23 protein-coding genes and 1 pseudogene are annotated in these 25,627 nt (G+C 39.2%); 11 read left to right on the top strand and 13 right to left on the bottom strand.

The window, feature by feature from the left end:
* The first annotated feature begins 5 nt into the window (after positions 1 to 5).
* The 10 genes from porU to ACFO5T_RS06630 all read left to right on the top strand — a co-directional run bounded on the left by porU (position 6) and on the right by ACFO5T_RS06630 (position 13,360).
* Positions 6 to 3,815, top strand: a complete 3,810-nt coding sequence (gene porU / locus ACFO5T_RS06675) for a type IX secretion system sortase PorU (RefSeq protein WP_380033056.1) — start codon at positions 6 to 8, stop codon at positions 3,813 to 3,815.
* 46 nt (positions 3,816 to 3,861) lie between these two features.
* On the top strand, positions 3,862 to 5,052 hold the full coding sequence (gene porV, locus ACFO5T_RS06670; protein ID WP_038599438.1) for a type IX secretion system outer membrane channel protein PorV: 1,191 nt from the start codon (positions 3,862 to 3,864) through the stop codon (positions 5,050 to 5,052).
* 33 nt (positions 5,053 to 5,085) lie between these two features.
* Positions 5,086 to 5,568, top strand: a complete 483-nt coding sequence (locus ACFO5T_RS06665) for a cytidine deaminase (RefSeq protein ID WP_380033054.1) — start codon at positions 5,086 to 5,088, stop codon at positions 5,566 to 5,568.
* Between the two features lie 183 nt (positions 5,569 to 5,751).
* Positions 5,752 to 6,750 (top strand): pyruvate dehydrogenase (acetyl-transferring) E1 component subunit alpha, encoded by a 999-nt coding sequence (pdhA, locus tag ACFO5T_RS06660; protein ID WP_038599444.1) that lies wholly within the window; start codon positions 5,752 to 5,754, stop codon positions 6,748 to 6,750.
* 3 nt (positions 6,751 to 6,753) lie between these two features.
* Positions 6,754 to 8,400 (top strand): pyruvate dehydrogenase complex dihydrolipoamide acetyltransferase, encoded by a 1,647-nt coding sequence (locus ACFO5T_RS06655; protein WP_380033051.1) that lies wholly within the window; start codon positions 6,754 to 6,756, stop codon positions 8,398 to 8,400.
* Between the two features lie 63 nt (positions 8,401 to 8,463).
* Positions 8,464 to 9,474, top strand: a complete 1,011-nt coding sequence (locus ACFO5T_RS06650; protein ID WP_380033049.1) for a M28 family metallopeptidase — start codon at positions 8,464 to 8,466, stop codon at positions 9,472 to 9,474.
* 22 nt (positions 9,475 to 9,496) lie between these two features.
* A complete protein-coding gene (locus ACFO5T_RS06645; protein ID WP_035327439.1) occupies positions 9,497 to 10,177 on the top strand; it encodes an SDR family NAD(P)-dependent oxidoreductase in 681 nt (226 codons plus the stop codon).
* A 3-nt stretch (positions 10,178 to 10,180) separates the two neighbouring features.
* A complete protein-coding gene (locus ACFO5T_RS06640; RefSeq protein ID WP_380033047.1) occupies positions 10,181 to 10,777 on the top strand; it encodes a SprT-like domain-containing protein in 597 nt (198 codons plus the stop codon).
* A gap of 7 nt (positions 10,778 to 10,784) precedes the next feature.
* Positions 10,785 to 11,870 carry a mannose-1-phosphate guanylyltransferase gene (locus ACFO5T_RS06635; RefSeq protein WP_375252421.1) on the top strand — a complete coding sequence of 362 codons (1,086 nt, stop codon included), beginning with the start codon at positions 10,785 to 10,787 and terminating at the stop codon, positions 11,868 to 11,870.
* Positions 11,870 to 13,360 carry a DUF389 domain-containing protein gene (locus tag ACFO5T_RS06630; protein ID WP_380033044.1) on the top strand — a complete coding sequence of 497 codons (1,491 nt, stop codon included), beginning with the start codon at positions 11,870 to 11,872 and terminating at the stop codon, positions 13,358 to 13,360. The genes ACFO5T_RS06635 and ACFO5T_RS06630 overlap by 1 nt, the downstream gene beginning before the upstream one ends.
* Before the next feature lie 29 nt (positions 13,361 to 13,389).
* On the opposite strand, the gene ACFO5T_RS06625 is transcribed toward ACFO5T_RS06630, so the two are convergent.
* The 8 genes from ACFO5T_RS06625 to gcvP all read right to left on the bottom strand — a co-directional run bounded on the left by ACFO5T_RS06625 (position 13,390) and on the right by gcvP (position 22,312).
* Complete coding sequence (locus tag ACFO5T_RS06625) at positions 13,390 to 13,929, bottom strand: hypothetical protein (protein WP_380033041.1); 540 nt, start codon at positions 13,927 to 13,929, stop codon at positions 13,390 to 13,392.
* A gap of 62 nt (positions 13,930 to 13,991) precedes the next feature.
* Complete coding sequence (locus ACFO5T_RS06620) at positions 13,992 to 14,753, bottom strand: ABC transporter ATP-binding protein (protein ID WP_380033039.1); 762 nt, start codon at positions 14,751 to 14,753, stop codon at positions 13,992 to 13,994.
* Positions 14,754 to 15,491 carry an MlaE family ABC transporter permease gene (locus tag ACFO5T_RS06615; protein WP_038599464.1) on the bottom strand — a complete coding sequence of 246 codons (738 nt, stop codon included), beginning with the start codon at positions 15,489 to 15,491 and terminating at the stop codon, positions 14,754 to 14,756.
* A 74-nt stretch (positions 15,492 to 15,565) separates the two neighbouring features.
* Positions 15,566 to 16,657 carry an alkaline phosphatase gene (locus ACFO5T_RS06610; RefSeq protein WP_380033037.1) on the bottom strand — a complete coding sequence of 364 codons (1,092 nt, stop codon included), beginning with the start codon at positions 16,655 to 16,657 and terminating at the stop codon, positions 15,566 to 15,568.
* A gap of 64 nt (positions 16,658 to 16,721) precedes the next feature.
* Complete coding sequence (locus tag ACFO5T_RS06605; protein ID WP_380033035.1) at positions 16,722 to 17,573, bottom strand: glycosyltransferase family 2 protein; 852 nt, start codon at positions 17,571 to 17,573, stop codon at positions 16,722 to 16,724.
* Position 17,574: 1 nt separating this feature from the next.
* Positions 17,575 to 18,096 carry a class I SAM-dependent methyltransferase gene (locus ACFO5T_RS06600; protein WP_298351567.1) on the bottom strand — a complete coding sequence of 174 codons (522 nt, stop codon included), beginning with the start codon at positions 18,094 to 18,096 and terminating at the stop codon, positions 17,575 to 17,577.
* Positions 18,097 to 18,151: 55 nt separating this feature from the next.
* The gene (locus tag ACFO5T_RS06595; RefSeq protein ID WP_380033032.1) at positions 18,152 to 19,210 is read right to left on the bottom strand and encodes a 3-oxoacyl-ACP synthase III family protein; all 1,059 of its coding nucleotides are present in this window, start codon (positions 19,208 to 19,210) and stop codon (positions 18,152 to 18,154) included.
* Positions 19,211 to 19,462: 252 nt separating this feature from the next.
* Positions 19,463 to 22,312 (bottom strand): aminomethyl-transferring glycine dehydrogenase, encoded by a 2,850-nt coding sequence (gcvP, locus tag ACFO5T_RS06590; protein ID WP_380033031.1) that lies wholly within the window; start codon positions 22,310 to 22,312, stop codon positions 19,463 to 19,465.
* Positions 22,313 to 22,442: 130 nt separating this feature from the next.
* Between gcvP and ACFO5T_RS06585 the strand changes: the two genes are divergently transcribed.
* A complete protein-coding gene (locus tag ACFO5T_RS06585) occupies positions 22,443 to 23,294 on the top strand; it encodes a UbiA prenyltransferase family protein (RefSeq protein ID WP_380033029.1) in 852 nt (283 codons plus the stop codon).
* Here the strand turns inward: ACFO5T_RS06585 and ACFO5T_RS06580 are convergent.
* The 5 genes and pseudogenes from ACFO5T_RS06580 to ACFO5T_RS06560 form a co-directional block, all read right to left on the bottom strand.
* Positions 23,275 to 23,526 (bottom strand): hypothetical protein, encoded by a 252-nt coding sequence (locus ACFO5T_RS06580; RefSeq protein WP_375252430.1) that lies wholly within the window; start codon positions 23,524 to 23,526, stop codon positions 23,275 to 23,277. The genes ACFO5T_RS06585 and ACFO5T_RS06580 overlap by 20 nt on opposite strands.
* A gap of 82 nt (positions 23,527 to 23,608) precedes the next feature.
* Positions 23,609 to 24,160: a sigma-70 family RNA polymerase sigma factor gene (locus ACFO5T_RS06575; RefSeq protein WP_380033027.1), complete on the bottom strand. Its 552-nt coding sequence runs from the start codon at positions 24,158 to 24,160 to the stop codon at positions 23,609 to 23,611.
* 70 nt (positions 24,161 to 24,230) lie between these two features.
* Positions 24,231 to 24,707 carry an SRPBCC family protein gene (locus tag ACFO5T_RS06570; protein WP_380033025.1) on the bottom strand — a complete coding sequence of 159 codons (477 nt, stop codon included), beginning with the start codon at positions 24,705 to 24,707 and terminating at the stop codon, positions 24,231 to 24,233.
* A 5-nt stretch (positions 24,708 to 24,712) separates the two neighbouring features.
* Positions 24,713 to 25,441 (bottom strand): annotated as a pseudogene (locus ACFO5T_RS06565) (TIGR01777 family oxidoreductase); the annotation flags it as partial.
* Between the two features lie 18 nt (positions 25,442 to 25,459).
* Positions 25,460 to 25,627: a hypothetical protein gene (locus tag ACFO5T_RS06560; protein ID WP_380033023.1), complete on the bottom strand. Its 168-nt coding sequence runs from the start codon at positions 25,625 to 25,627 to the stop codon at positions 25,460 to 25,462.

Here is a 25,627-nt window from a genome sequence, read left to right as displayed (position 1 = left end):
TACTAATGAGATCTACCATTACCTTATTATTTTTATTACTTACAATCACTGCTTTCTCACAAACAGAGCAATTAAGCCTTGATTGGGGTGAGATGACAAGGAGTACCAGTGCTGGCACCACATTAGAGTCTATTAATCTATCACAAGATAATGAAGGTAACTGGGAGTATCATACGCAATTTCCTACAGCTACTCGTCTGGATCCTGTTACAACACAGTTTGTAAACATACAGCTAGAGCCATTGCCATACGACCTACAGGGGCTTGTTAATAAGGATGATTTACCATCACAGGTGCGTCCTAAGATTAAGGCGGCTCGCGCTAGAGATAAAAATTATGGAGTTATTACATTTAATCCTTTTGTAAATCAAAATGGACAAATAAAGAGAGTAGTGAGCGCAGGGGTTAATTACGCTTTCGCGAAAGCGCAATCTCAACAATTCTCATCCTTGCCTATTACAAATAGTGTACTTGCAACTGGTAATTTTTATAAGTTCTATGTAGAGGAAACTGGAGTGCACCGCATAAGCCGGAACTTTTTGCAAAGCCTTGGGATGAATGTAAATAACATTGATCCTTCAAAAATAAAAGTATACGGGTATGGAGGTTCGCCATTACCATTTCTCAATAGTGATAATACAGAGTTTGATTTGAGGGAGATTGCTGTACAGATAGAAGGGGGTCAAGATGGCTCTTTTGACTCAAATGATGGTGTCTTGTTTTATGGAGAAAGCACCCGAAAATACCACGAAGAGTTAGACACACACATTAACCCCTATGCAGATAGGTCATACTATTATATTACTGTAGATGGAGATAATGGTCAGCGCATCCAGTCGTACACTGAACCTGCTGGGGCACCTGCTGTAACTTATACTATGTATAACGACTATGAATTTTATGAAGAGGATGAGGTAAGTCTAGTTAAAATAGGAAGAAGATGGTTTGGAGAGTCTTTTAGTTTTGAGAATGAGCAGTCTTTTGATTTTGAGTTTACAAACGTAGTTGCCGGTCAGACAGCACGCTTGCGGGTGGTAGCTGCAGCAACTTCAGAGAGTTCTACGTCTTTTGAAGTTTCGGTAAATGGTGCTGGTGTAGGCTCTATACCTATTTTACCTATTAATAGTATTGTGCTTGCAAGGGGAGATGAGCTTGAGGTGCAAGTTCCCATTACGAGTGAAGAAGTAACGGTTACCCTTACCTACAATAATAGTGGAAATCCTTCTAGTACCGGTTATCTAGATTTTATAAGTCTAGAGGTGCCGTCACAGTTAAGTGGTACAGGTAAGCAATTTAATTTTCGCAATGTAAATGCTGCTCTAGAGACAGGTGTAGGGGCATATACATTTTCTAATGCGCAGGGGTATTCTCAGATATGGGAGGTGACAAACCAGGCAAGTGTGCGTGCTTTGCAGATACAAGATCAGAGCGCTATTACTTTTAAAAGTAACCTTGGTACAGATAGGCGTTTTGTAGCGGTACACCCATCAGATTATTATGAGCCGCTTCGTGAGGGAGGTAGTGCCTTGGTAAGTAATCAAAATTTAAAGGGCACTATATTTTTGAATAGTAGCGGTAGCTTTCAAGATGTAGACTATCTTATGATTACTGGTAACACACTGTTGTCACAAGCCGACAGGTTAGCACAACATAATAGAGATTTTAGAGGTCTTAACGTCAAGACAGTAACGCTAGAGCAGATATATCAAGAGTTTGGTGGAGGTAAACAAGATATTGGGGCGATACGCAATTTTGTGAGATATGTTTATGAAAATGCATCGTCTGATGCAAATAGGCTTAAATACGTATGCCTCTTTGGTGATACTTCTGTAGATTATAAAAATCGTATCACAGGTAATAATAATGTAATGCCCACATATCAAACTTTTGATAGTTTTAGTCTTGTGCGTTCTTTTATGAGTGACGATTTTTATGGTTCCCTAGATCCAAATGAGGGAAGGATGCTCGCATCAGATAAATTAGATCTGGCTGTAGGGCGCATTGTGGCAGATACACCACAACTGGCAAATACAGTAGTAGATAAAATTATTAATTATGACGCAAGAGCATCTTATGGTAGGTGGCGTAATAATTTTGTCCTTGTCTCAGACGATGTAGATGAGGCATTTGAGTTTACTCAGCTTCAAGGTACGCTCGACAATCTAGGAGATCAGATAAGTGTAGAGAAGCCCTTTGTAAATGTGATAAAAATACATAGTGATGCTTTTCAGCAGCAATCTTCTGCTGGTGGGGATAGGTATCCTCAGGTAAATGAAGCTATAGAAAATGCGATAGAAGTAGGTTCACTCGTTGTGACTTACCTTGGTCACGGCGGAGAAGAACTTCTCGCAGCTGAGGCTATAGTTACTCAAAATGAAATTGACAATCTAGATAATGGTGAGCGATTACCGCTTGTGGTAACGGTTACGTGTGAGTTTGGAAAATTTGATAACCCAGAGCGACCTACCGGTGGTGAAGAGCTTTTTTGGAATGCAGAAGGGGGTGCCGTAGGACTTGTTACTACAACTCGTGAGATAACAGTAACGCTTGGAGTACAATTTAATAATGCACTTGTAGAGCAACTCTATTCTTTTGGGACTAATGAGGTACAAAGCGTCGCAGAAAATATAAGAGCTTCAAAAAATGGTATTTCTGACCCGTTAAGAAGGGTAATATTTTTTGTGGGCGATCCTGCTATGAAGCTAGCTTTTCCAAAACCAGATATACAATTGAGTGCAATAAATGACGTACCCGTTACTGAGGAGTTACCTATTCTGAAAGCACTGGATCTTGTAAAAATTAATGGACGAGTGACCACAGAATTGGGGCAAACGCTTACAAATTATACAGGCACACTTGCCGTGACTCTATATGATAAACGTATAGAGAGACAAACACTAGGTAATGACGGAGTACAAATAGGAGGAGATCTTGCAATAATGGATTTTACTACACTAGGAGCTGTACTTTATAGAGGTCAGGCCTCAGTGACTAATGGTAATTTTGAATTTACATTTAGAATGCCACGAGATACAGCAATACCACTAGGTAACGGGAGACTCAATTTTTATGCAGAACGACTGGGAGTTTTAGAAGATCAGGCAGGAGTAAATGAAACCATCATCATAGGAGGTCTTAATGAAGATGCTCCAGAAGATAACCTCGGGCCTAGGATACGTCTTTTTATGAATGATGAAAACTTTGTAAACGGTGGTATTACAAATGACTCTCCTATTATTCTGGCAAAACTCGAAGATGAGAATGGCATAAATACTGCCAGCGGTATAGGTCACGATATAGTAGCGATTATAGATGGAGATGAAACTAATCCTACTATTATGAATGACTTCTACGAGACCGAGGTTGATAATTTTATGAAAGGAACAGCTGCTAGAAAAATTAGAAATTTAGAGCCGGGCCCTCATACACTTTCCTTTAAAGCTTGGGATGTATATAATAATTCATCTACTGCAGAGCTGCAATTTGTTGTTCTTGGAGATGATGAGATAGAGCTTGAGAATGTTCTTAACTACCCTAATCCATTTGTAAATTATACAGAGTTCTGGTTTAATCATAATCGCCCGTTTGAGCCTCTTGATGTTCAGGTTCAGATATTTACGGTTACAGGTAAGGTTGTGAAGACTATAAATCAGTCTGTGATGACAGAGGGGTTTTTGTCTCGTGATATCACTTGGGATGGTCTAGATGACTTTGGCCAAGCAATAGGAAAAGGTGTGTACATCTATAAGATAACCGTAAAATCTACGTTAACAAACAAGCGAGTGGAGAAAATCGAGAAGCTTGTAATCTTATAATTATAAAAAAAATAAAAGTCTATATTTACCAAAATTACCCTTTAATATGAATAAGTTTTTATCGCTGTTAGTAGCAGCTTTTATTTTGTCTAATGTGTCAGTTCAAGCACAAGATGACACAAATACAATTACCACTGCAGTTCCTTTTCTTGCTATCGCAGGAGATGCGCGTGCTGCAGGTATGGGAGAGCAGGGAGTTGCAACGAGTCCAGATGCTTATGCGGTGCAATGGAACCCGGCAAAGCTAGCCTTTCTACCAGATCAACATAACGTGGGTATAAATTACACACCTTACTTAGGAAACCTAGTAAATGACATAGGACTACTCCAGGCAGTCTATGCAAACCGTATTGATGATCGTAGCGCATTTGCGGCTAGTCTACGTTATTTTAGTCTTGGTACAATTAATACAAGAACCGGTGCAGAAGGTCCTGGTTTAGATATCAAGCCAAATGAATTTTCTATAGACGCAACCTATGCTCTTAAGCTAGATGACCAGTTCTCTATGGCGGTATCTGGACGTTTTTTACAGAGTAACTTACGTATACAGCAACTTGATGAGTTTGCAGATGCGAGTCCAGCGAGTTCTTTTGGGGTAGATATCTCAGGTTATTACCAGTCTGAAGAGCAGGTGTATAACAACTTTGATGGTAGATGGAGAGCTGGATTTAATATCTCAAACATAGGTCCTAAAGTGAGTTATGATGATGCTGGTCAAGAAAACTTTATCCCAACTAACCTAAAGTTAGGAGGAGGTTTTGATTTCATACTAGATAGCTATAATAAAATATTTGTAGGTCTTGAGTTTAATAAATTACTCGTGCCTACACCACCTTTAAGAGGAAGAGTAGATACAAATGGAGATGGAGAAATCACATCTGAAGATGATGTTGTAATCATAGCAGGTCAAGATGATGATGTAAACTTCTTCTCAGGTATTTTTCAATCTTTTGGAGATGCGCCAGATGGATTTAGTGAAGAGCTAAAGGAGGTGACCTGGTCACTTGCAACAGAGTATACATATAATGATGTGTTTGCTTTAAGAGCGGGATACTTTAATGAGAGTGATATAAAAGGAGCACGTAAATTTGCAACACTAGGAGCTGGGTTTGAGTTTAACTCAATAGACCTAGATCTATCTTATTTATTTTCGACGGGATCTGTAAGAAGTCCTCTGGAAAACACGCTTCGTTTTGGACTTACATTTACCTTTGGTGAAGAGTACGACGAGTACTAGAATTAAGACTTTCGCTTAAAGCGAAATAACTTTATGGAAAAAATAAAAATCGAATCGTTTCTTGATGTGTATTCCTCTAAGGATGAGCTTCCAGAAGCGATTTCATCTTTAATGGATGCAGCATTTGCTGCCAGGGAACGAGCGTATGCTCCGTATTCTAACTTCTTAGTAGGCGCAGCACTTCTACTAGATAATGGAGAAGTTGTTACAGGTAATAATCAAGAGAATGCTTGTTATCCCGCTGGTCTATGTGCAGAACGTACAGCCATTTTTTATGCCTCATCGCAGTATCCAGATGCAAAGATGCTCACGATGGCAATCACAGCACGCGCCAGAGATAAAGAAACAACAGATCCTATACCACCTTGTGGCGTATGTAGACAGGCTATTGCAGAGTATGAGATCAAGCAAGAAGCGCCTATTGAGCTTTATTTTATGGGAGAAAAGGGCAAGGTGGTTAAGAGTGCATCTTTAGAAAACATACTTCCGCTGCTATTTACTTCAAAATATCTATAATTGGTTCATTAGTAAAACCTAGGTTGTGATGGGTGTGAGTACGCTTTCGCGAAAGCGTAAAAAGGCAACTATTTATTACAAAAGCGATTGCGTAATTTTTCCTCTCTTACAGTTTTTACATATTCCTTTAAATCGTTATTTTTGTTATTCGCCTAAAAATGGGTGGCATTTATACGCTTTTAAATGAAAAAAATCACGAAGGAAACCTACCTTAATTGGTACGAAGAGATGCTCTTCTGGCGCAAGTTTGAAGACAAGCTAGCTCAAGTATATATTCAGCAAAAAGTACGTGGCTTTCTACACCTGTATAATGGGCAAGAAGCAATACTAGCTGGATCACTACACGCAATGGATTTATCTAAGGATAAAATGATTACAGCATACCGTAATCACGTGCAACCTATCGGGATGGGAGTAGACCCAAAGCGAGTAATGGCAGAGCTTTATGGTAAAGGAACCGGTACCTCACAAGGTCTTGGAGGTTCTATGCACATATTTTCTAAAGAAAAAGGATTTTACGGAGGTCACGGTATCGTAGGTGGGCAAATCCCACTAGGTGCAGGAATGGCTTTTGGAGATAAGTATAATAAGACAGGTGCGGTGACGCTTTGCTATTTTGGAGACGGAGCAGCAAGACAAGGGTCATTACACGAGACATTTAATATGGCAATGCTCTGGAAACTTCCAGTAGTATTTTGTGTAGAAAATAATGGGTACGCAATGGGAACATCTGTTGCACGTACTGCAAACCACGAAGATATCTGGAAACTAGGTTTAGGATATGAGATGCCTTGTGGACCTGTAGACGCGATGAACCCAGTAGCCGTAGCCGAAGCGATGGACGAAGCTATTGAGAGAGCTCGCCGTGGTGACGGACCTACATTTTTAGAACTAAAAACATACCGTTATAGAGGTCACTCTATGTCTGATGCACAACACTATCGTACAAAAGATGAGGTAGCAGAGTATCAAAAAATAGATCCTATCACTCAAGTTAAGGAGGTTATCTTAGAAAAAGGTTATGCAACCCAAGAAGAGATAGATGAAATGGGCAAAAACGTTAAGAAACGCGTAGCAGAGTGTGAGAAGTTTGCAGAAGAAAGCCCGTTCCCAGATGTAAATGTTATGTACGACGTAGTGTACGATCAAGAAGATTATCCATTCATACCTCATAGATTATAAGTTATGGCAGAAGTAATAAATATGCCGCGTCTGAGCGACACGATGGAAGAAGGAACAGTCGCTACCTGGTTAAAAAGCGTAGGTGACAAGGTAGAAGAAGGAGACATACTAGCAGAGATTGAGACAGATAAAGCTACAATGGAGTTTGAGTCTTTTAACGAGGGTGTTTTATTACACATCGGGATAGAAGAGGGGCAAACAGCAAAGGTAGATACCCTACTTGCCATTATAGGTGAAGAAGGAGAAGATATCTCAGGACTGCTTAATGGTGACGCTTCCGCGAAAGAAGAAGATGCTTCAACTTCTGATTCTAGTGATTCAGAAGATAACGCAGAGGCAACAGCCGAAGATGATACTCAAGAAGAATCATCTAGCGATGTGCCAGAAGGAGTTATTGTAGTAACAATGCCTAGACTCTCAGACACAATGGAAGAGGGAACTGTAGCTACCTGGCTCAAAAGCGTAGGGGATATGGTAGAAGAAGGCGATATTCTTGCAGAGATAGAAACAGATAAGGCTACAATGGAGTTTGAGTCTTTTCAATCTGGAACGCTATTACATATAGGTATCAATGAAGGTGAAACTGCAAAGGTAGATGCCTTACTCGCTATTATAGGCCCAGAGGGGACAGATGTCTCTGGAGTTATAAAAAGTGGTGGAGCCCCTGCAAAATCTGCACCTAAAAAAGAAGAAAAGAAAGAGGAGAAAAAAGAAGCGCCAAAAGCTTCAAAAGAAAATACAACCAGTGCGCCTAAGGCTGCTGCTCCAGCAAAAGCAACTACAACTACTAGCACAAACGGAGGACGTATTTTTGTGTCACCTCTAGCAAAGAAAATAGCAGAAGAGAAAGGTATAAACCTTGCTCAAGTAAAAGGAACTGGAGAAAACGGTCGTATTGTAAAGAGTGATGTTGAGAACTTCACACCTTCGGCAGGCGTTTCTGTGCAGCAGTTTGTTGCAACCGGAGAAGAAAGCTATGAAGAGATAGAAAACTCTCAAATGCGTAAAGCGATTGCTCGTGGTCTTGGTAAATCTAAGTTTACAGCACCTCATTATTACCTGAACGTTGAGTTCAATATGGAGAATATGATGAGTTTCCGTAAGCAGTTTAACACACAACCAGATACAAAGGTTTCTTTTAATGATATGATCATTAAAGCAACTTCTATTGCGCTTAAGCAACATCCTCAGGTAAACTCACAATGGTTTGATGATAAGATGCGTCTTAACCACCACGTGCACATAGGTGTAGCTGTGGCTGTGCCAGATGGACTTGTTGTACCTGTAGTAGAATTTGCAAATGAGAAGTCATTACAGCAAATTAATGCAGAGGTAAAAACACTAGCTGGTAAAGCGCGTGACAAGAAGCTTACCATTCCAGAGATGGAAGGTTCTACTTTTACGATATCAAACCTTGGTATGTTTGGAATAACAGACTTTACGTCTATTATTAACCAGCCTAACTCGGCAATATTATCTGTAGGAGCTATTGTAGAGAAGCCAGTTGTAAAGAATGGTCAGCTTGCAGTAGGTCACACGATGAAGCTTACGCTTGCTTGTGATCACCGCACAGTAGATGGTGCTACAGGAGCACAGTTTTTACAAACGCTTAAAACATATATTGAAAATCCTGTACTTATGCTTGCATAGGCACACAGTAATTATAAATGTATAAACCCACGCATCTGCGTGGGTTTTTTTATCTTTAGCTTTATGAGAAAATTTGTAGTAATAAGCACAGCGGTACTACTTGCCGCTTGTAATTCAGGAGCACCATTAGTGGGTGTTAAGGGTGAGAATGTACCAGAGGTAAAGGCGTCTAGCCCTACTCAGGTAACGATGGTGATGCCAGACATCAAGAAGATGAAATCTGTTGAGAATACGATGACCTTCTTGGCGTCAGATGAGTTGCAAGGCCGTGATACCGGTAGTGAAGGTATAGAGATGGCCGCTCAGTTTATTGAGGCTCGCTTTAAAGATACAGGGGTAAAACCGTATTATAATACCTATCGAGATAATTTTGAAGTAAAGGGGCGTGATGCTTATAACATTGTAGGAGTGCTTGAGGGTACAGATCCTGCGCTTAAAGATGAGGTTATTGTTATAGGTGCTCATTACGACCACATAGGTAATAGTAAAGCTGTAGATGGTGATGTAATTGCAAATGGAGCAAATGATAATGCAGCCGGTACAACAGCTGTACTAGCTCTTGCAGATCATTTTGCTAAGACAAAGAACAATAAACGAACACTCGTATTTGCATTATTTTCGGCAGAAGAAAAAGGACTGTTGGGATCTAAGCATCTTGCTAAAGAAATGAAAGTCGCAAACACTGCTGTCTATATGGTTTTTAATATAGAGATGATAGGAGTGCCTATGGTAGGAAAAGATCACACAGTGTATGCGTCAGGTTATGAGATGTCTAATTTTCCTGAGGTGTTTAATAAGTACGCAGGATCTAAGGTGGTAGGCTTTTTACCAAAGGCTAAAGAGTTTAACTTATTTATGCGTAGTGATAACTACCCGTTTTTCTTAGAATTTGGTGTTCCTGCACACACGATTTCTTCTTTTGACTTCACAAACTTTGATCATTACCACGGTGTAAATGATGAGGTAGAAGAGATGGATATCGCTTTTATGGAAAAAGCCATAAAACAATTTATACCAGGTCTAGAGGGACTGGCAAATAGCAAGACTCAAGAAGTAAAGGTTGTAAAGCAATAGCAAAGAGTAGATAAGACAGGTTATGAAAAGAGTTATTATTACTGGTACAAGTAGAGGGATAGGTTTTGAGCTGGCAAAGCAGTTTGCAAAGGAGGGGCATCAGGTACTTGCGCTTTCGCGAAAGCATAAAAGTTGTGCAGATCTTAATCTACAGAATCTTACCGCATTTCCTTTTGACATTACAAATCAAGATGATTTTCAAAAAGTTGTAGACTTTATAGAGAGCGATTGGGAAGGTGTCGATATCTTAATTAATAATGCAGGTGCATTATTAAACAAGCCATTTGCAGAGACTACCATTGCAGATTTTGAACAAGTGTATCGTGTCAACGTTTTTGGTGTAGCAGAGATGACTCGTGTAGTGCTGCCTTATATGAGCAAAGGAAGCCACGTGGTGACTGTATCAAGTATGGGAGGAATACAAGGGAGTATGAAATTCCCGGGACTGGCGGCTTACAGCTCAAGTAAAGGAGCAGTTATCACCTGGAACGAACTTCTGGCAGAAGAGTATAAAGAAAGCGGTATCGCTTTTAATGTGCTAGCTCTAGGGGCTGTACAAACAGAGATGCTAGAAGAAGCATTTCCGGGTTATGAGGCACCACTTAGTGCAGTGCAAATGGCAGATTATCTTTATGACTTCTCTCGTAAGGGTAATGCTTTTTATAATGGTAAAACACTGCAAGTGTCTGCAAGTACACCTTAATTTATGGTTGAAACCTTAAAAAAATACATTCCGGAGCGGGCAGCACCACCTATTTTTGAGCTTATAAAAGAACACGGAGTGTATCTTAAAATTGTAAATGAGCGACTTACCAGGCACGGAGATTATAGAATATTACCAGACGGTCAACATCAGATTACCGTTAATGTAAGCCTTAATAAATACAGATTTCTCGTCACGCTAGTACACGAGATAGCACATCTCGTTGCGTTTAAAAAATACGGTAGACGTATAAAACCCCACGGAAAGGAGTGGAAGCATACCTTCCAGCACCTTATGTTACCCTTTATACGGCCAGAGATATTTCCTCAAGATTTATTGCCTTATCTGGCAAGACATTTTAAAAACCCAAAGGCAAGTAGTGATACAGATGCACATCTTTCTGTAGCTTTAAAAATGTACGACCCACCGTCTGATAAAAATTATATATTTGAAATACCTAAAGGAAGCACCTTTAGAATCCAAAATGGAAAAATTTTTCAGAAAGGAAATAAAAGAGTTAAAAGGTATGAGTGTGTGGAAGTTGCAACCGGAAAAGTGTATCTTTTTCAACCTAATGCAGAGGTAGAACATTTAAAATAACACAAGTATGAAAGACAATAAAAACTATTATGCCCTTCTTATGGCAGGAGGTGTAGGTTCTAGGTTTTGGCCTGTAAGTACGCAAGCTTTTCCAAAGCAGTTTCACGATATGCTAGGTACGGGAGAAACTTTATTGCAAAAAACATTTAAGCGTCTTTCAAAGCTTGTTCCAGAAGAGCAAATACTTGTGCTTACTAATGTTGATTATAACGATCTCGTAAAAGAGCAATTACCACAAATTGCACAAAAAAATATTGTGCTAGAGTCTGCAATGCGCAACACGGCTCCTTGTATTTTACTTTCGGCACTTAAGGTAGAAAAGGAAAACCCAGATGCAGTGATGATTGTAGCACCTAGCGATGCCTGGATTGAAGATGAAGACGCCTTTGTAAGTGATTTACAAAAAGCCTTTGATGCGGCAGAGAAGGAAGAGGCTATTGTAACTTTAGGTATACAGCCCACTTTTCCTAACACGGGGTACGGTTATATAAACTATGATAAGAGTGATAACGCTTTCGCGAAAGCGGTAAAACGTTTTACAGAAAAACCAGATTACCCTACTGCCAAAGAATTTGTAGCCAGCGGAGAGTACCTCTGGAATGCCGGAATGTTTATCTGGAGTGTAGCAACTGTGGTAAATAGTTTTAAAGAGTTTTTGCCGGAGATGTATGCGCTATTTAACAAAGGGAATGCTGTTTATAACCTACCAGAGGAGCAGGCTTTTATAGATGAAGAGTACCCTAAGGCAGAAAATATAAGTATAGATTTTGGCGTGATGGAAAAACATCAAAATGTAAAAGTCGTCCCAGCTACTTTTGACTGGAATGATTTAGGTACTTGGGGGTCGCTATATGATAAAATGCAAGGCGATTCTGGTGAAGATGCTGTAGTAAATGCACGTGTGATAGCAACAAACACATCGGGGAATATCATAAGAACTTCTAGTGATAAAGTGGTAGTTGTAGACGGACTTAAAGACTACATTATCGTCGAAAAAGAAGATGTTCTCGTTATTGTGCCAAAAAGTAAGGAGCAAGACATCAAGGAGATTCGTAATGAGGTACAATCAAAATTTGGTAATAATTTAGGATAGTGGAAAACAAAGATAATATAGGGGCAAATCCTGACCCAAAGCCTAGCGAGTTAGATATAAATCCTAAAGAAGATATGCGCGATGAAGCGCAGAGTGTCTGGAAGTCTATAAAGCAATTTTTAAACGATCTTCTTGATATACGAGAAGACACAGATCGCTCTACTACGGTAGAGGCGATACGTAAGGATATTCCCTTTAAGGGGCACAACGCGTGGATTCTTATATTTTCCATTTTTGTGGCGAGTATAGGTCTTAACGTGAGTAGTACGGCAGTAGTGATAGGAGCGATGCTTATAAGTCCGCTTATGGGACCTATTGTTGGTGTAGGACTTTCTATCGCTATAAACGATGCGCTTATGATGAAGCGCTCGTTTGTAAACCTTGCCGTTATGATTGTACTTAGTGTGCTCACGGCGACCCTATATTTTAGTTTATCACCGGTTAAGGAGGAAACACCAGAGCTTATGGCTCGCACCTGGCCTACTATACTTGATGTGTTTATAGCCATCTTTGGTGGTCTTGCACTTATTGTAGCAAAGACTAAGTCTGGTACAATTGCCAGTGTGATTTTTGGTGTAGCGATAGCAACGGCACTTATGCCGCCTTTATGTACTGTAGGGTATGGATTGTCACAATCTATTATAGGTAACAGTGAGGGGCTTTACTGGGCGCTTGGGGCGATGTATTTGTTCTCTATAAATGCTGTATTTATAGCGCTAGCAACATTTACAGTATCAAAGCTTCTCAAATTCCCGCTTGTAAAATATGCAAATCAAAAAAGAAGAAAGCGCACCACGCGTATGGCTACGCTCATAGCGGTACTTGTTTTAGTTCCTAGTGTGTGGACTTTCTTAAGACTGCTCAATCAGCAAATTTTTATCACAAAAGCAAAAGCTTTTGTGACTAATACGATTAAGTATGAAGGTGCAGAGATTGTAAAAGAAACTGATGACGCCGAGAAAAAACGTATAGATGTCTACCTTATAGGGAGTCTAGTGCCTCAAAATATTATAGATAGGTGGGAAGATGAATTTAAAAAAACAGAGGACTGTGAGAACTGTACGCTCGTAGTACATCAAGGAGCAGATCAAAGCGGAGAGCTAGCCGCTAGATTGAGTACAGAAGTGCGTTCTGGAATCTTAGAAGATCTTTATGTAAAAAATCAAGAAGCAATGAGCTCAAAAGATGAGCAAATAAGATTGCTAGAAAATGAGGTGACACAACTTAGAAGTACTACTTTGCCATTTGCATCTATGCGTAATGAGGCCAAGATTAATTATGATGGGCTCAAGCGTTTTGGGTATGCGACTGAAATTACTACAGACTTTAGTGGCGCTATAGATACACTCACCGTCGTGCGTGTGATGTGGGCAGATAGTTTATCTCAAGAGGTAAGATCAAGACAAGAGCAAAAAATGGGTCTCTGGATTAAAGAACGTTTTACGCTAGATACTGTGGTGGTAAGTGGGAATGTTGAGGTAAGAAAGTAACGGAAAGTGTGGCTTTGTTGCTTTTGCTCTTAAATGCAACCTTTTTGTGTTTTATTATTTTTCCATTGTATCCAGTACTCCTGTAATCCTTCATCAGTTTTATGTAGTTTACTTATATCTAGAGACTGGTCTTTGAGTAATAGTGGCGTAAGTTGATTTATCCTTTTCTTAAGTTCAGGTCTGTGGTTCCAGCCACCTACGTGGTCAAATGAGGTATATGCATCACAAGGTTTTTTTACTTCAATAAATGGAACTGACAGATAATAGTGAACATTTCCAGTGCCCATCCCTTCGGTAGTCATTATTATATTATGGAGGTCTACTTTCTTATAATCTTGATTGAGATAAAATTCTTTAAGTTTATCACCAACTATCTTTGACATAGTATTCGAAAACTGATGCGCTACATCGGAACCATTTACAAATTCTGGACCTATATATTTTCCAGAACATTCTTTTGTAGTACAATTTATAGGAGTACTTTCCTTAGGTTGTACAACTTCTCTCTCTTGTTGCGATATACAACTAGTAGTGGTTATTAGTAAGCTGAAAATAAAAAGCTTAAGCATAATGCTTTTTTTTTGGTGTGAAATGGGGTTTACGCTTTCGCGAAAGCGCTATAAAAACCTCTCTACTTTGCGTTTTGAGCTTCTCTCACCATTTTAAACAGGTTAGAAGAGTAAACAAAGTTTGTCACATCTTTATTGTCTGTTTTAAAAATCTCGTGACGCGTTCCTTCCCAAGCGAGATGGCCTTTTTGTAAATACACAATGTGATCACCTATCTCCATTACAGAGTTCATATCGTGGGTGTTTATAATTGTGGTAATATCATATTCTATAGTAATCTCACGTATGAGATTATCTATTACCGTTGCCGTATTTGGATCAAGACCAGAGTTGGGCTCATCACAAAAAAGATATTTAGGATTGTTTACAATAGCGCGGGCTATGGCAACACGTTTTTGCATTCCTCCAGAAATTTCTGAGGGAAGTTTATGGTTTGCATTTTCGAGATTTACACGCTTTATCACTTCATTTGCTCTGGCGATGCGTTCCTTTTTTTTCATTTTGGTAAACATCTTGAGCGGGAAAGCGATGTTCTCTTCTACCGTCATAGAGTCAAAGAGGGCGCTCCCTTGAAAAACCATCCCTATTTGCTCTCTCAGGTCACGTTGCTGCTCTTCATTAAGATCTGAGTATGCATTACCGTCATAAATGATCTGACCGCTATCTGGCTTGTGAAGACCTAGCATTGTTTTTAAGAAAACCGTTTTTCCAGATCCAGACTGACCAATGATTAGGTTAGTTTGACCTGGTTTAAATGTGGTAGAGAATCCCTTGAGAACCTCAACATCTCCAAAACCTTTGCGTATGTTTTTTACCTCTATCATCTAGCTTAGTAATAATTGAGTTACTATAAAGTTTACAAGGATAATGGCAACACTAGTCCATACAAAGGATGTTGTACTGGCCTTACCTACCTCTAGTGCTCCTCCTCTCATAAAATACCCGTGATATGAGGGTATGGTTGCAAGTAAAAAGGCAAAAAGGAATGTCTTGAAAAAGGCATAAAATAATTGAAATGGTATAAAATCTTCTTGTAGCCCAGATAAAAAGGCATCATTTGAGGTAAAGCCTCCGTAAACTGCAGCAGTATATGCGCCTATGATGCCTAAGAACATTGCTATTGCAATCACAAATGGATATACAAGCATTGCAACGATTTTAGGAAATATGAGGTAGTTAAGAGAGTTGATACCCATAACCTCTAGGGCATCTATCTGTTCTGTTACACGCATTGTACCTATACTAGATGTAATAAAAGACCCTACCTTACCTGCCATAATAATAGAGATAAATGTAGGTGCAAATTCTAGTATAACAGACTGTCTTGCTGCAAACCCTATAAGCGACTTTGGGATAAGAGGATTATTAAGGTTAAGCGCTGTCTGTATAGCAACTACACCTCCCACAAAGAAAGATATAAATGCTACAATACCAAGAGAGCCTATAATAAGGTCGTCTATTTCTTTAAATATAAGATCGCTCAATACCTTACCTTTTGTAGGTTTTACAAAGGTGTCTTTGATCATTATAAAGTACGCTCCTATAGAGTGTAGGTATGACATTGAAGTAATTTAGAAAGCTAAAGTAGGGATTTATCAGTATGTTAAAATAGTATTTAAGATACCTTTATGAATACCTACTCTTTTATAAGAGCTTTAATCTTAGTGTAAATTGCGGTATTTTCATAAATACCCATAAACTCTGTAGCGCCCGGGCCATAAGCAAAAACAGGTACCATAGTAGCACTGTGACCACCAGTAGAAAATGAAGGGTTTATTTTATTATAGTCTCCCTCATCAGACGCGAGGGTAAAGCCTCCCGTCTCGTGGTCTGCAGTTACAACTACAAGTGTATTTCCATCTTTTGCAGCATAGTCAAGTACTTGACCTATTACGGTATCAAAATCTATGAGCTCGCTCACTAGATATTCTCCATCATTATTATGACCACCCCAATCTACTTGTGAGCCTTCTACCATTAAGAAAAAACCTTCTTTGTTTTTTGAGAGTCTTTTTATTCCCAGATTTGTAGCATCATAAAGAAAAGAACCTCTGCCTTCTAGTACTTTAGGCATTCCTGAGTCTGCAAGTAAAAAGCCGTATTTTTTTGAGGCTTTCATTTTAAGTGAAGGGTCAAGACGATCTAAGTACATCTCATATCCAGAACCTTCTAGGGCAGCAACAAGGTTATTGCCATCTTCTCTGTTTTCAAAAAACTTACGTCCTCCACCGGCAAAAAAGTCTACACCAGATGAGACAAGATCTTGAGCAATCTCAAGTTCCATTTTTCTATATTTCTGGTGTGCATAAAAACTTGCAGGCGTCGCGTGTGTAATCGTTGAGGTTGCAATAACACCGGTTGCAAAATTTCTTTTTTCTAGGTCTTCAAGTATAGTAGGTACAGCTATGGTATCTGTATTTACACCTATAGCTCCATTATATGTTTTTACTCCTGCCGAAAATGCAGTTGCTCCGGCTGCAGAGTCTGTTATAAGGTCACTGGCAGATGAAGTTTTAATAAGCCCTATGTGTTTGAATCTGTCATAGTTAGACGGCTGTGAGTTGTAAAACTGACTTGAAGAGATCTGACTTAGACCAGTTCCGTCTGCTATCATAAGGATAACATTTTTTGGTTTTTTATTTTGTGCTGTAGTCTTCACAGAGGCGCAAGAAATAGTAAGCCCAATAAGGCAAAGAGATAGATATTGTGTAAAAGAGGTAAACTTCATTATGAGTCAATTTTTGTAAATGTAGTTAATGTCTACGGTACTGTTTTAAAGAAAAAGTTAAGAATTAGAGCCCTAGCTTTTTTCTTATACCAGACCAGCGGGTAGTTCTTATAAAATCACCCTCCTGTGGAGTCACGAGGTATTCTTTTTTTGCAGCTTTTGCTTTGAGATAGCCACTTAGGTAGTCTTTGAGCAATTTTATATTACCTTTTCTTTTGGCGAGTTTGCTAGAAGCTATAAGTGTGAGTATAAGCCCGTAGCGCATACCATAAAACGCTTCGCCTTGTTTGTATTGTGCACTTTTATTATAGGTATTTCCGGTAGGTTTAAGATGTTTTACGTGCAGGGTACCATCTGTGTGAATCTCCCATTTATGATATTTTGCAAGTAGCTCATCTATAGTATCCCATCCCATAGCTTTCTTTATACCGCCTATATCTTTAAAACAAGCTTTTCGGTATGCCTTGAGTGCACCTCTTATATGATCTTTATTAGTGAGGTTTTCTAGTTCCCAGTTTCCGTCTTTTTCAATGTAACAGAAACCGCCTGCCATTCCAATAGCGTTGTTTTCTGTAAAAGCATTATTTACCTTTTCTAAGTAGTTAGGCGGGAAAATGAGATCTGCATCATACTTGCAAATCACATCATACTCATCGTCTAGGCTTTCAAAACCTTTATAAAAAGCGTTTATAACTTTGCTTCCTGGTAGATGCTTGTCGCTACTTGTGATGTTGAGTAGGTGTATGTATGAGTGCGCTTTCGCGAAAGCGGAAACAATCTCGGCACTATTATCTGTGCTTTGGTCATTTACGACTACCACTTTTTTAGGAAGATGCGTTTGCGCTACCAAAGATGCAAGCGTCTGACCAATAAAAGCCGACTCATTGTGACAAGGGATGACAATATAAAAATCCATCTTACTTGCGTGTGGCGTAAATCAAATAATATCGAGGCGTAAAGAGACGTAGCAAGGGGCGGAAGCCTAGCTTTTTTACGGGATTAGTAAACTTCTCACGCTTTTGTATCTCCCATCCAGCCTTTTCAAATAACCAGTCAAACTGCCAGTCTTCAAACTCGTGATAATGTCTATCCCACATATCTGTTTTAGATCTGTAGGCTGGAGAGAACCATAATTTGAGAGGCACGCTCGCCACTATCTTATTTGCTTTTATGTCTTGCAATACGGTAAAAGGAGAGAGTAGATGTTCAAAAATTTCAAATGCCGTAACGACCTCTGCATCTGCATTTTTTACAGCTGTTGTGTCTAGATCTAGGTCTTCGCCAGTTGTGTTTTGTACGTTGTAACCTTCACGCTCCATATATGTTACAAAGGGATTGCGCACGCCCAAGTCAAGTATGCTCTGGTCTGTGCTTACCACATCTTTTAAAAAATGTAGCGTGTGCTTATAGCGCTTGTTTGGAAACGTGTTTTCGTACAAGAATAATTTATTAAATGGTTATGCTTGATAATTTATTTACAAAAGTAAAGGTTGTCTAGTAACGATAAATCATCGCATTGATATTCATCCCTGCACCTACACTTGCAAAAATAACAACATCACCTTTGTTAATCTCGTGATTTTCTAGCGCGCCTTGACGTACAAGGTCAAAAACGGTAGGTACTGTAGCAACTGAGCTGTTACCTAGTTTATTTATACTCATAGGCATAATGTGCTCTGGCATTTCTAAATCGTGTAGTTTGTAAAAACGACTCACGATAGCCTCATCCATTTTCTCATTTGCCTGATGGATAAATATTTTCTTTACCTCGTCTATGCTACATCCGCTTTTTTCTAAACAAGACTTCATAGCCTGAGGGACTTGTGTAAGGGCAAAGTTGTAGATCTTGCGACCATACATCTTAATGTATTTTGTGTCTTGGTTTGCCTCTGCGTTATATGAAGAGCCATTAAAGAGGAAGTAAGCCTCATCATAGGTAAATGTAGCCGTCTCAAAAGCAAGTATGCCTGTATCGCTGTCATCTTCTTCTATGACACTAGCTCCAGCGCCATCACTATAAATCATACTATCACGATCGTGATCATCTACCACTCGAGATAACATCTCTGTACCTATAACCAGACATTTTTTTGCCATTCCAGCCTTAATAAATGCTTGAGCTTGTATAACACCTTCAATCCATCCTGGGCAGCCAAAGAGGATATCATAAGCCACACATTTAGGGTTTTGTATACGTAAGTTGTGTTTTATACGTGATGCAAGACTAGGTACAATATCACTAAAGTTTGAACCCTTTTGTACATCACCATAATTGTGTGCACAGATGATATAGTCTAGTGTTTCTGGATCTATTCCTGCATCTTTAATCGCACGCTCTGCAGCTTTTGAACCTAAGTCTGAAGAGTTCATCTCGCTAGGTGCGTAACGTCGCTCTTCAATTCCTGTGATGGCTTTAAATTTTTCTATAATAATTCCATTTTCTGAAGTTATTGCAGAGCCGTCCATATTCAAAAATGTATGATCTTTAAACTGGTCGTTTTTTTGAATCACGTCAGGTATAAAACTGCCTAAACCTGTAATTTTAATTGCCATAAAGGGTGTTTTGTAATCGGGTAAAGTTACTAAAATGTATCGGGATAGCGGAAAGGCTTTGTTAATCTGACCTCTTTTATGAAATCTACAATTTTCAACCTATTAAACGCCATTTAAAGCGAGTTATGATACGCACTTACACTATCATTGATATATTGTTAATTTTAAATAATGTTTTATACTTTTTGTTATAATATAAATGGTCTAAAGCATACGCTTTAGACCATTTCATTAATAGATTAGATAGGAGGGTTATGCTTCCATATATTCTTCAATAGGCGCACAAGTACATATTAAATTACGGTCACCATATGCATCATCTACACGACGTACTGTAGGCCAGAATTTGTTTTCGGCAACGTAGCTTAGCGGGTATGCTGCTTGCTCTCTACTGTATGTAAAGTCCCAAGTATCTGCCGTGAGCATTGCTAGGGTGTGAGGAGCGTTTTTCATAATATGATTAGGCTCATCTGCCGTAGCTGTTTCTATCTCTTTTCTAATAGATAGCATAGCATCACAAAAACGATCTAGCTCTTCTCTGCTTTCACTTTCTGTAGGCTCTATCATAATAGTTCCTGCAACCGGAAACGATACTGTAGGTGCGTGAAAACCGTAGTCCATAAGTCGCTTTGCAATATCTGTCACTTCGATACCTTTTGCTTTAAAAGGGCGGCAGTCTATAATCATCTCGTGAGCTGCGCGACCGCGTTCTCCTACATAAAGACACTGGTAAGCGCCATCTAGTCTTTCTTTAATATAGTTTGCATTAAGGATTGCATACTCAGTAGAGTGACGCAGTCCTGGTTCACCTAGCATAGTGATATATGCATAAGAGATTAAGCAAGCTAGAGCAGACCCCCAAGGTGCAGCACTTATGGCTGTAATAGCTTTATCTCCTCCGGTTGTGATAACAGGGTTAGATGGTAAAAATGGAACTAGTTGCTTTGCCACACAAATAGGTCCTACTCCTGGACCGCCTCCTCCGTGAGGAATAGCAAAGGTTTTGTGTAGGTTAAGGTGACACACATCTGCACCTATCGCACCTGGGTTAGTAAGGGCAACTTGTGCATTCATATTTGCACCATCCATATATACCTGGCCACCGTTATCGTGTATGAGTTGCGTGATTTCTTTTACAGCACTCTCATATACACCGTGTGTAGATGGGTATGTAATCATAAGTGCGGCAAGATTGTCCTTGTGCATCTCAGCCTTCTCACGTAGGTCATCTACATCAATGTTTCCATTTTCTAATGCTTTAGTTACGACTACTTTCATACCTGCCATTACTGCACTTGCAGGATTTGTTCCGTGTGCAGAAGATGGGATGAGGCAAATGTTTCTATGGCTGTCTCCACGAGACTCGTGGTATGCTCTTATAACCATAAGACCGGCATACTCACCTTGTGCACCAGAGTTAGGTTGTAATGAAGTGCCTGCAAAACCAGTGATTTCGGTAAGTTGATCTTCTAGTTTTTTAAGCATTGTCTGGTACCCCTCTGCTTGATCTAGTGGTGCAAATGGGTGCATATTCCCCCACTGCGGATCAGAAAGTGGCAGCATTTCAGAAGCAGCGTTAAGCTTCATCGTACAAGACCCTAAAGAGATCATTGAGTGATTTAATGATAAATCTTTACGCTCAAGTTTTTTGATGTAACGCATTAACTCTGTTTCAGAGTGGTATGTGTTAAAGACTGGAAGCGTTAAAAATGATGTCTCACGTGCTACTGTTTCAGGAATCGCATTTCCTTCGGCGATTTCTGTTACTGTGATTGTTTCTTTTGAGTACGCTTTCGCGAAAGCGGAAATAATATCATTTACATCTTGAAGTGTTGTTGCCTCGTGTATAGATATGGCCACTGTCTCTGCATCTGGATAGTGGAAGTTAATCTCCATCTCTTGAGCCACTGCAGCTACCTTTGCGGCATCTGCCTTAATCTGTATTGTGTCAAAGTAACTCTCGTTTACTTGATATAATCCTAATTTTTCAAGTGCATCTGCTACAGTTGCCGCAGTATTGTGTACTTTATTTGCTATATTTTTTAATCCTTCTGGACCGTGATACACACCGTACATACCTGCCATAACTGCGAGTAGTACTTGTGCGGTACAAATGTTTGACGTTGCTTTATCACGTTTGATATGTTGCTCGCGTGTTTGAAGTGCCATACGTAGAGCACGCTTACCATCTGTGTCTTTTGTCACACCGATGATACGACCCGGGATACTTCTCTTGTAAGCTTCCTTAGTTGCAAAGTATGCGGCGTGAGGACCTCCGTACCCTAGCGGAATACCAAAGCGTTGTGTGGTTCCTACCACTACATCTACTCCAAACTCTCCTGGAGCACGTAGTTTCACTAGACTTAGTATATCTGCAGCGACGGCTACTTTAATTTCGGCGGCATTTGCTTTTTCTACAAAGGCAGCATAATCATATACTTTACCAGATACTCCTGGGTATTGTAAAATAGCCCCAAAGTATTCGCTAGAAAAGTCAAAGTCTTCGTGCTTACCTACTACAAGTTCTATTCCTATAGGAGTAGAGCGTGTTTGTAGTAATGACAGCGTTTGTGGTAATATCTCTTCAGATACAAAAAACTTGTGTACACCTTCCTTCTTTTGTGCACGACTACGTACAGAAAATAAGAGTGCCATAGCCTCTGCAGCGGCTGTTGCCTCGTCAAGTAAGGAGGCATTTGCAAGCTCCATACCGGTAAGGTCTGTAATCATAGTCTGGTAGTTGAGCAAAGCTTCAAGTCTTCCTTGTGCAATCTCTGCTTGGTATGGCGTGTATGCCGTATACCATCCCGGATTTTCTAAAATATTACGCTGTATGACTGCAGGAGTAATCGCTTGATTATACCCTAGACCTATAAATGATCTGTATACTTTGTTTTTGTTAGAAAGTGCAGTAATGTGAGCAGCAAACTCGTGCTCACTTATAGCTGGATCTAATGATAATGGATTGTCGAGTCTGATGTTATCTGGAATGGTCTCAAAAATGAGTTGTTCCATAGTCTCAACTCCTACGGTTTTAAGCATCTCTGGGAGATCACTTCTACGTGGGCCTATGTGGCGTAATGCAAACGAATCTGTATTCATCGTATTGATTTATTTAAGGATGCACAAAAATAATGCAATGAAACCGATTTTTAGTACATAATTCACAATGGGAGTACTAATGTTTTCAACCATATAGGTGGCTTATTAACAGTTGTAGTACTTTTGTCTAATGCAGCGCATAAAACGTCTTTTTGATTTTTATATAAATAGTAGTACTCACGTGAGTTTATCTGTTGTAGCACTAGGTTGGATTACCTATTTATCATTAGACATAAACGTTAATTTTGTGGTGCTAAGTTTTTTGTTTTTTAGCACAGTGACGGGATATAATTTTGTTAAATATGCCGAAATAGCTGGTTTACATCACCGTAGTCTAGCACAATCCCTAAAAACAATACAAATATACTCGGTTATATGTGGAGTAGGTATGCTGGTAACTTCCTTATTTATGTCACTAGAGGTGTGGGTTGCCTGTGGCATACTGGGGCTTGTGACGCTACTGTATGCTATTCCTTTTTTTATACCAAAAAACACAGCTTCACTCGTAAAAGGGAATTTGCGTAGTGTAGCTGGTCTCAAGATTTTTATAATAGGTGTCGTGTGGAGTGGGGTTACGGTAATCTTGCCGGTCTTGCAAGATGGAACTATTACTTGGGATGTAGGTGCTATATGTATACAGCGCATATTATTTGTGCTAGCGCTTATGATTCCTTTTGAGATACGAGATATGGTTTTTGATAATCTAGCTCTCAAAACTTTGCCTCAAATAGTGGGCATAAAAAAAGCCAAAATCATTGGAGTGACCTGGCTTTTATTATGTTGTATATTAGAATTCTTTAAAGATGAATTTAATCTTGATATCTTTTTAAGTCAGCTGTTTATTATGATGGTAACTAGTATTTGTATCTACCTATCACAAAAACGCTCTGCGGCTACCATATACTTTTCTTCCTTTTGGGTAGAAGGAATACCATTATTATGGCTGTGGCTTGTACTTGTGATTAACTATTTGAGCTATTAAGCTGTTCTTGAAGGCGTTGTTTCATAACCTCTTTTTCAGAGGTGCTTACCGTTTGCACAGTAGGATTATTTACAGCCTTCGTGAGTTTAGAATTTCTCATAGAGTATTTTCTACAAGCGCGGCAGTAAATAAGGTGTATATTGAGACGCACCTTTTCCAAAAAAGTAGCCTCTTTATACTGGTTCTTGTCGCAAATGTGGTTAGCCTCGTGACATTCTGTTTTTAATTTCATTTCTTAAAATTTAGACCCTTGAGAGGGTTTCTTTTTAACTATGTAATCATATTGATTACGATTTTTTTTATTCAGATTGGGGTTATAGCCAGTCTTTTTCCATACAACTTGCCATAGCCGTTCGGGCTCTGTGTATGATCACCCAAAAATTAGACGGAGTAATATCAAATTCATTACAAATGGCTTCAGTATCAAAGTCATCTATAGTTTTCATCTTAAAAATACGGGCTTGTTTTTCTGGCAGTTTACCTAAGCAATTAAAGATTGCCTCGCCTAGCTCTACATTTTGTATGCTATCTTCAGCCGTTTTATCAAAGGGGTCTGCTACGCGTTCTTCTAGCCAGTCGCCTTCACTTTCTTCATCCTTATAATTTATAAGTACTTCTGCCTTACCCTTTTTAGAGTTGCTCTTACGATAATGATCTATAATTTTACGTTTTAAGATAGAGATGAGCCAGGTGCGTTCTGTCGCCTCACCCTTAAAATTCTTCATAGATTTTAATCCCGCAAGAAATGTTTCGGAAATAAGATCTTGTGCCACTTCGCGATCATTTACACGGGCAATCGTATAATTAAAGAGGTAGTCAGAATATTGATCTACCCACTTTGTTGGGTCTATTTGATTAGTTGCCATAAAGTAAAGGTCGCATTTGTAGGATTTAAATAACAACTAAATATAAAGTTTTTCTTATTGCCGTGCTTTTTTACGCTTTCGCGAAAGCGGAATCTCCACCGTTTTCTAGTGTGTATTTGAGATGCGCGTTCCTTTTCTTAATAAGACGAGTTAAATAATTATAGAGGATTGTTTTATCAAAAAAGTCTCCAGCAAGACCATATGGAGTTTTATAAGTAATGATATCCTGCATTTTAGTGCTACCATTCTGGTCTATGAAAATGTGCTTGTGGTGGAATGACTTAAACCTACCTTTAATCATTTCATCTACAAAGCTCGTATAGGGTTTATACTCTGTAATAAGACTCGTGTGCGTTAACCAGAGGCCGAAATGTTTTCCTCGCCAGGTAACCGTTTCACCCTTTTTAATGCAACCAGAAGTTACACCAGCTATTGCTTTTTCTTGCGATTGATCCATAGACTGCATATGAAAGTCTATGTTGAGCGATAGTTTAAAAACAGCCGCTACCGGAGCATTAATTATAGTTTCAAGTTGTATGGTGCTCATAGTTATTAAGCTATTAAGTTATATAGTGCTTTCTTTAATTCTGGGTGTGTAAACGTAAATCCAGCTTTTATTAACCGTTCTGGTATCACATACCTGCTTTTAAGAAGTAATTCGGTTTCTGTTCTAATGATAAAAGCTCCTATCTCTAAAAGTGGTTTTGACGCAGGAAGACCAAAGGGAACTTTCAAAACAGATCTCATATACTTCATAAGTTCGCTATTAGTTGTGACCATAGGGGAGACTATATTAAATGGCCCTTTTAAAGTATCGTTTTTAATTAAAAAGTCTAAGCTTCGCACAAAGTCATCTTGATGTATCCAGCTGAATTTTTGTTTACCATCGCCTTGTTTGCCACCTAGGCCTAACTGAGTTATTTTTTTGATAGGTTGTAGTGCTCCTCCATCCTTCCCTAAAACAATAGAAGTACGTAGCGCAACTTTGCGAGTAAGTGGAGTATTGCTGTCAAAAAAAGCTTGCTCCCACGCCTTTGCAACTTCTACAGAAAAGCCAGTGCCTACCTTACCATTTACCTCTGTCATAGGTGTTTCTAGCGAGTGTCTGTATATAGTAGCTGTAGATGAGTTAAGCCACACCTGCGGCGGATTGCTGCACTGAGAGATAGCCTTACCTATAATGGTTGTCGTGTCTACTCGTGAGTTTAAAATTGCGTCTCTGTTCTTTTTGTGATAACGACAGTCTACAGATCTACCAGCCATATTTATGACTACATCTGTATTTTCAAATTCGTTTTTTCATCCTGTTACATTTTTTGCATCCCACAGTACTGTACGAACATTGTGAGAAGGTGCTTTTTGCTTTTGCGAAAGCAAAACTATTTCCTCAAATTGATTTTGAAAGTGGTTAATAAGTATACTGCCTAAAAAGCCACTACCGCCAGCGATTATTAATTTTTTCATCAT

Source organism: Dokdonia genika, assembly GCF_042652845.1.
Classification (GTDB): domain Bacteria; phylum Bacteroidota; class Bacteroidia; order Flavobacteriales; family Flavobacteriaceae; genus Dokdonia; species Dokdonia donghaensis.
The sequence above is the reverse complement of the archived record's forward strand: the minus strand, read 5'-3'. Positions and strand labels throughout refer to the sequence as shown.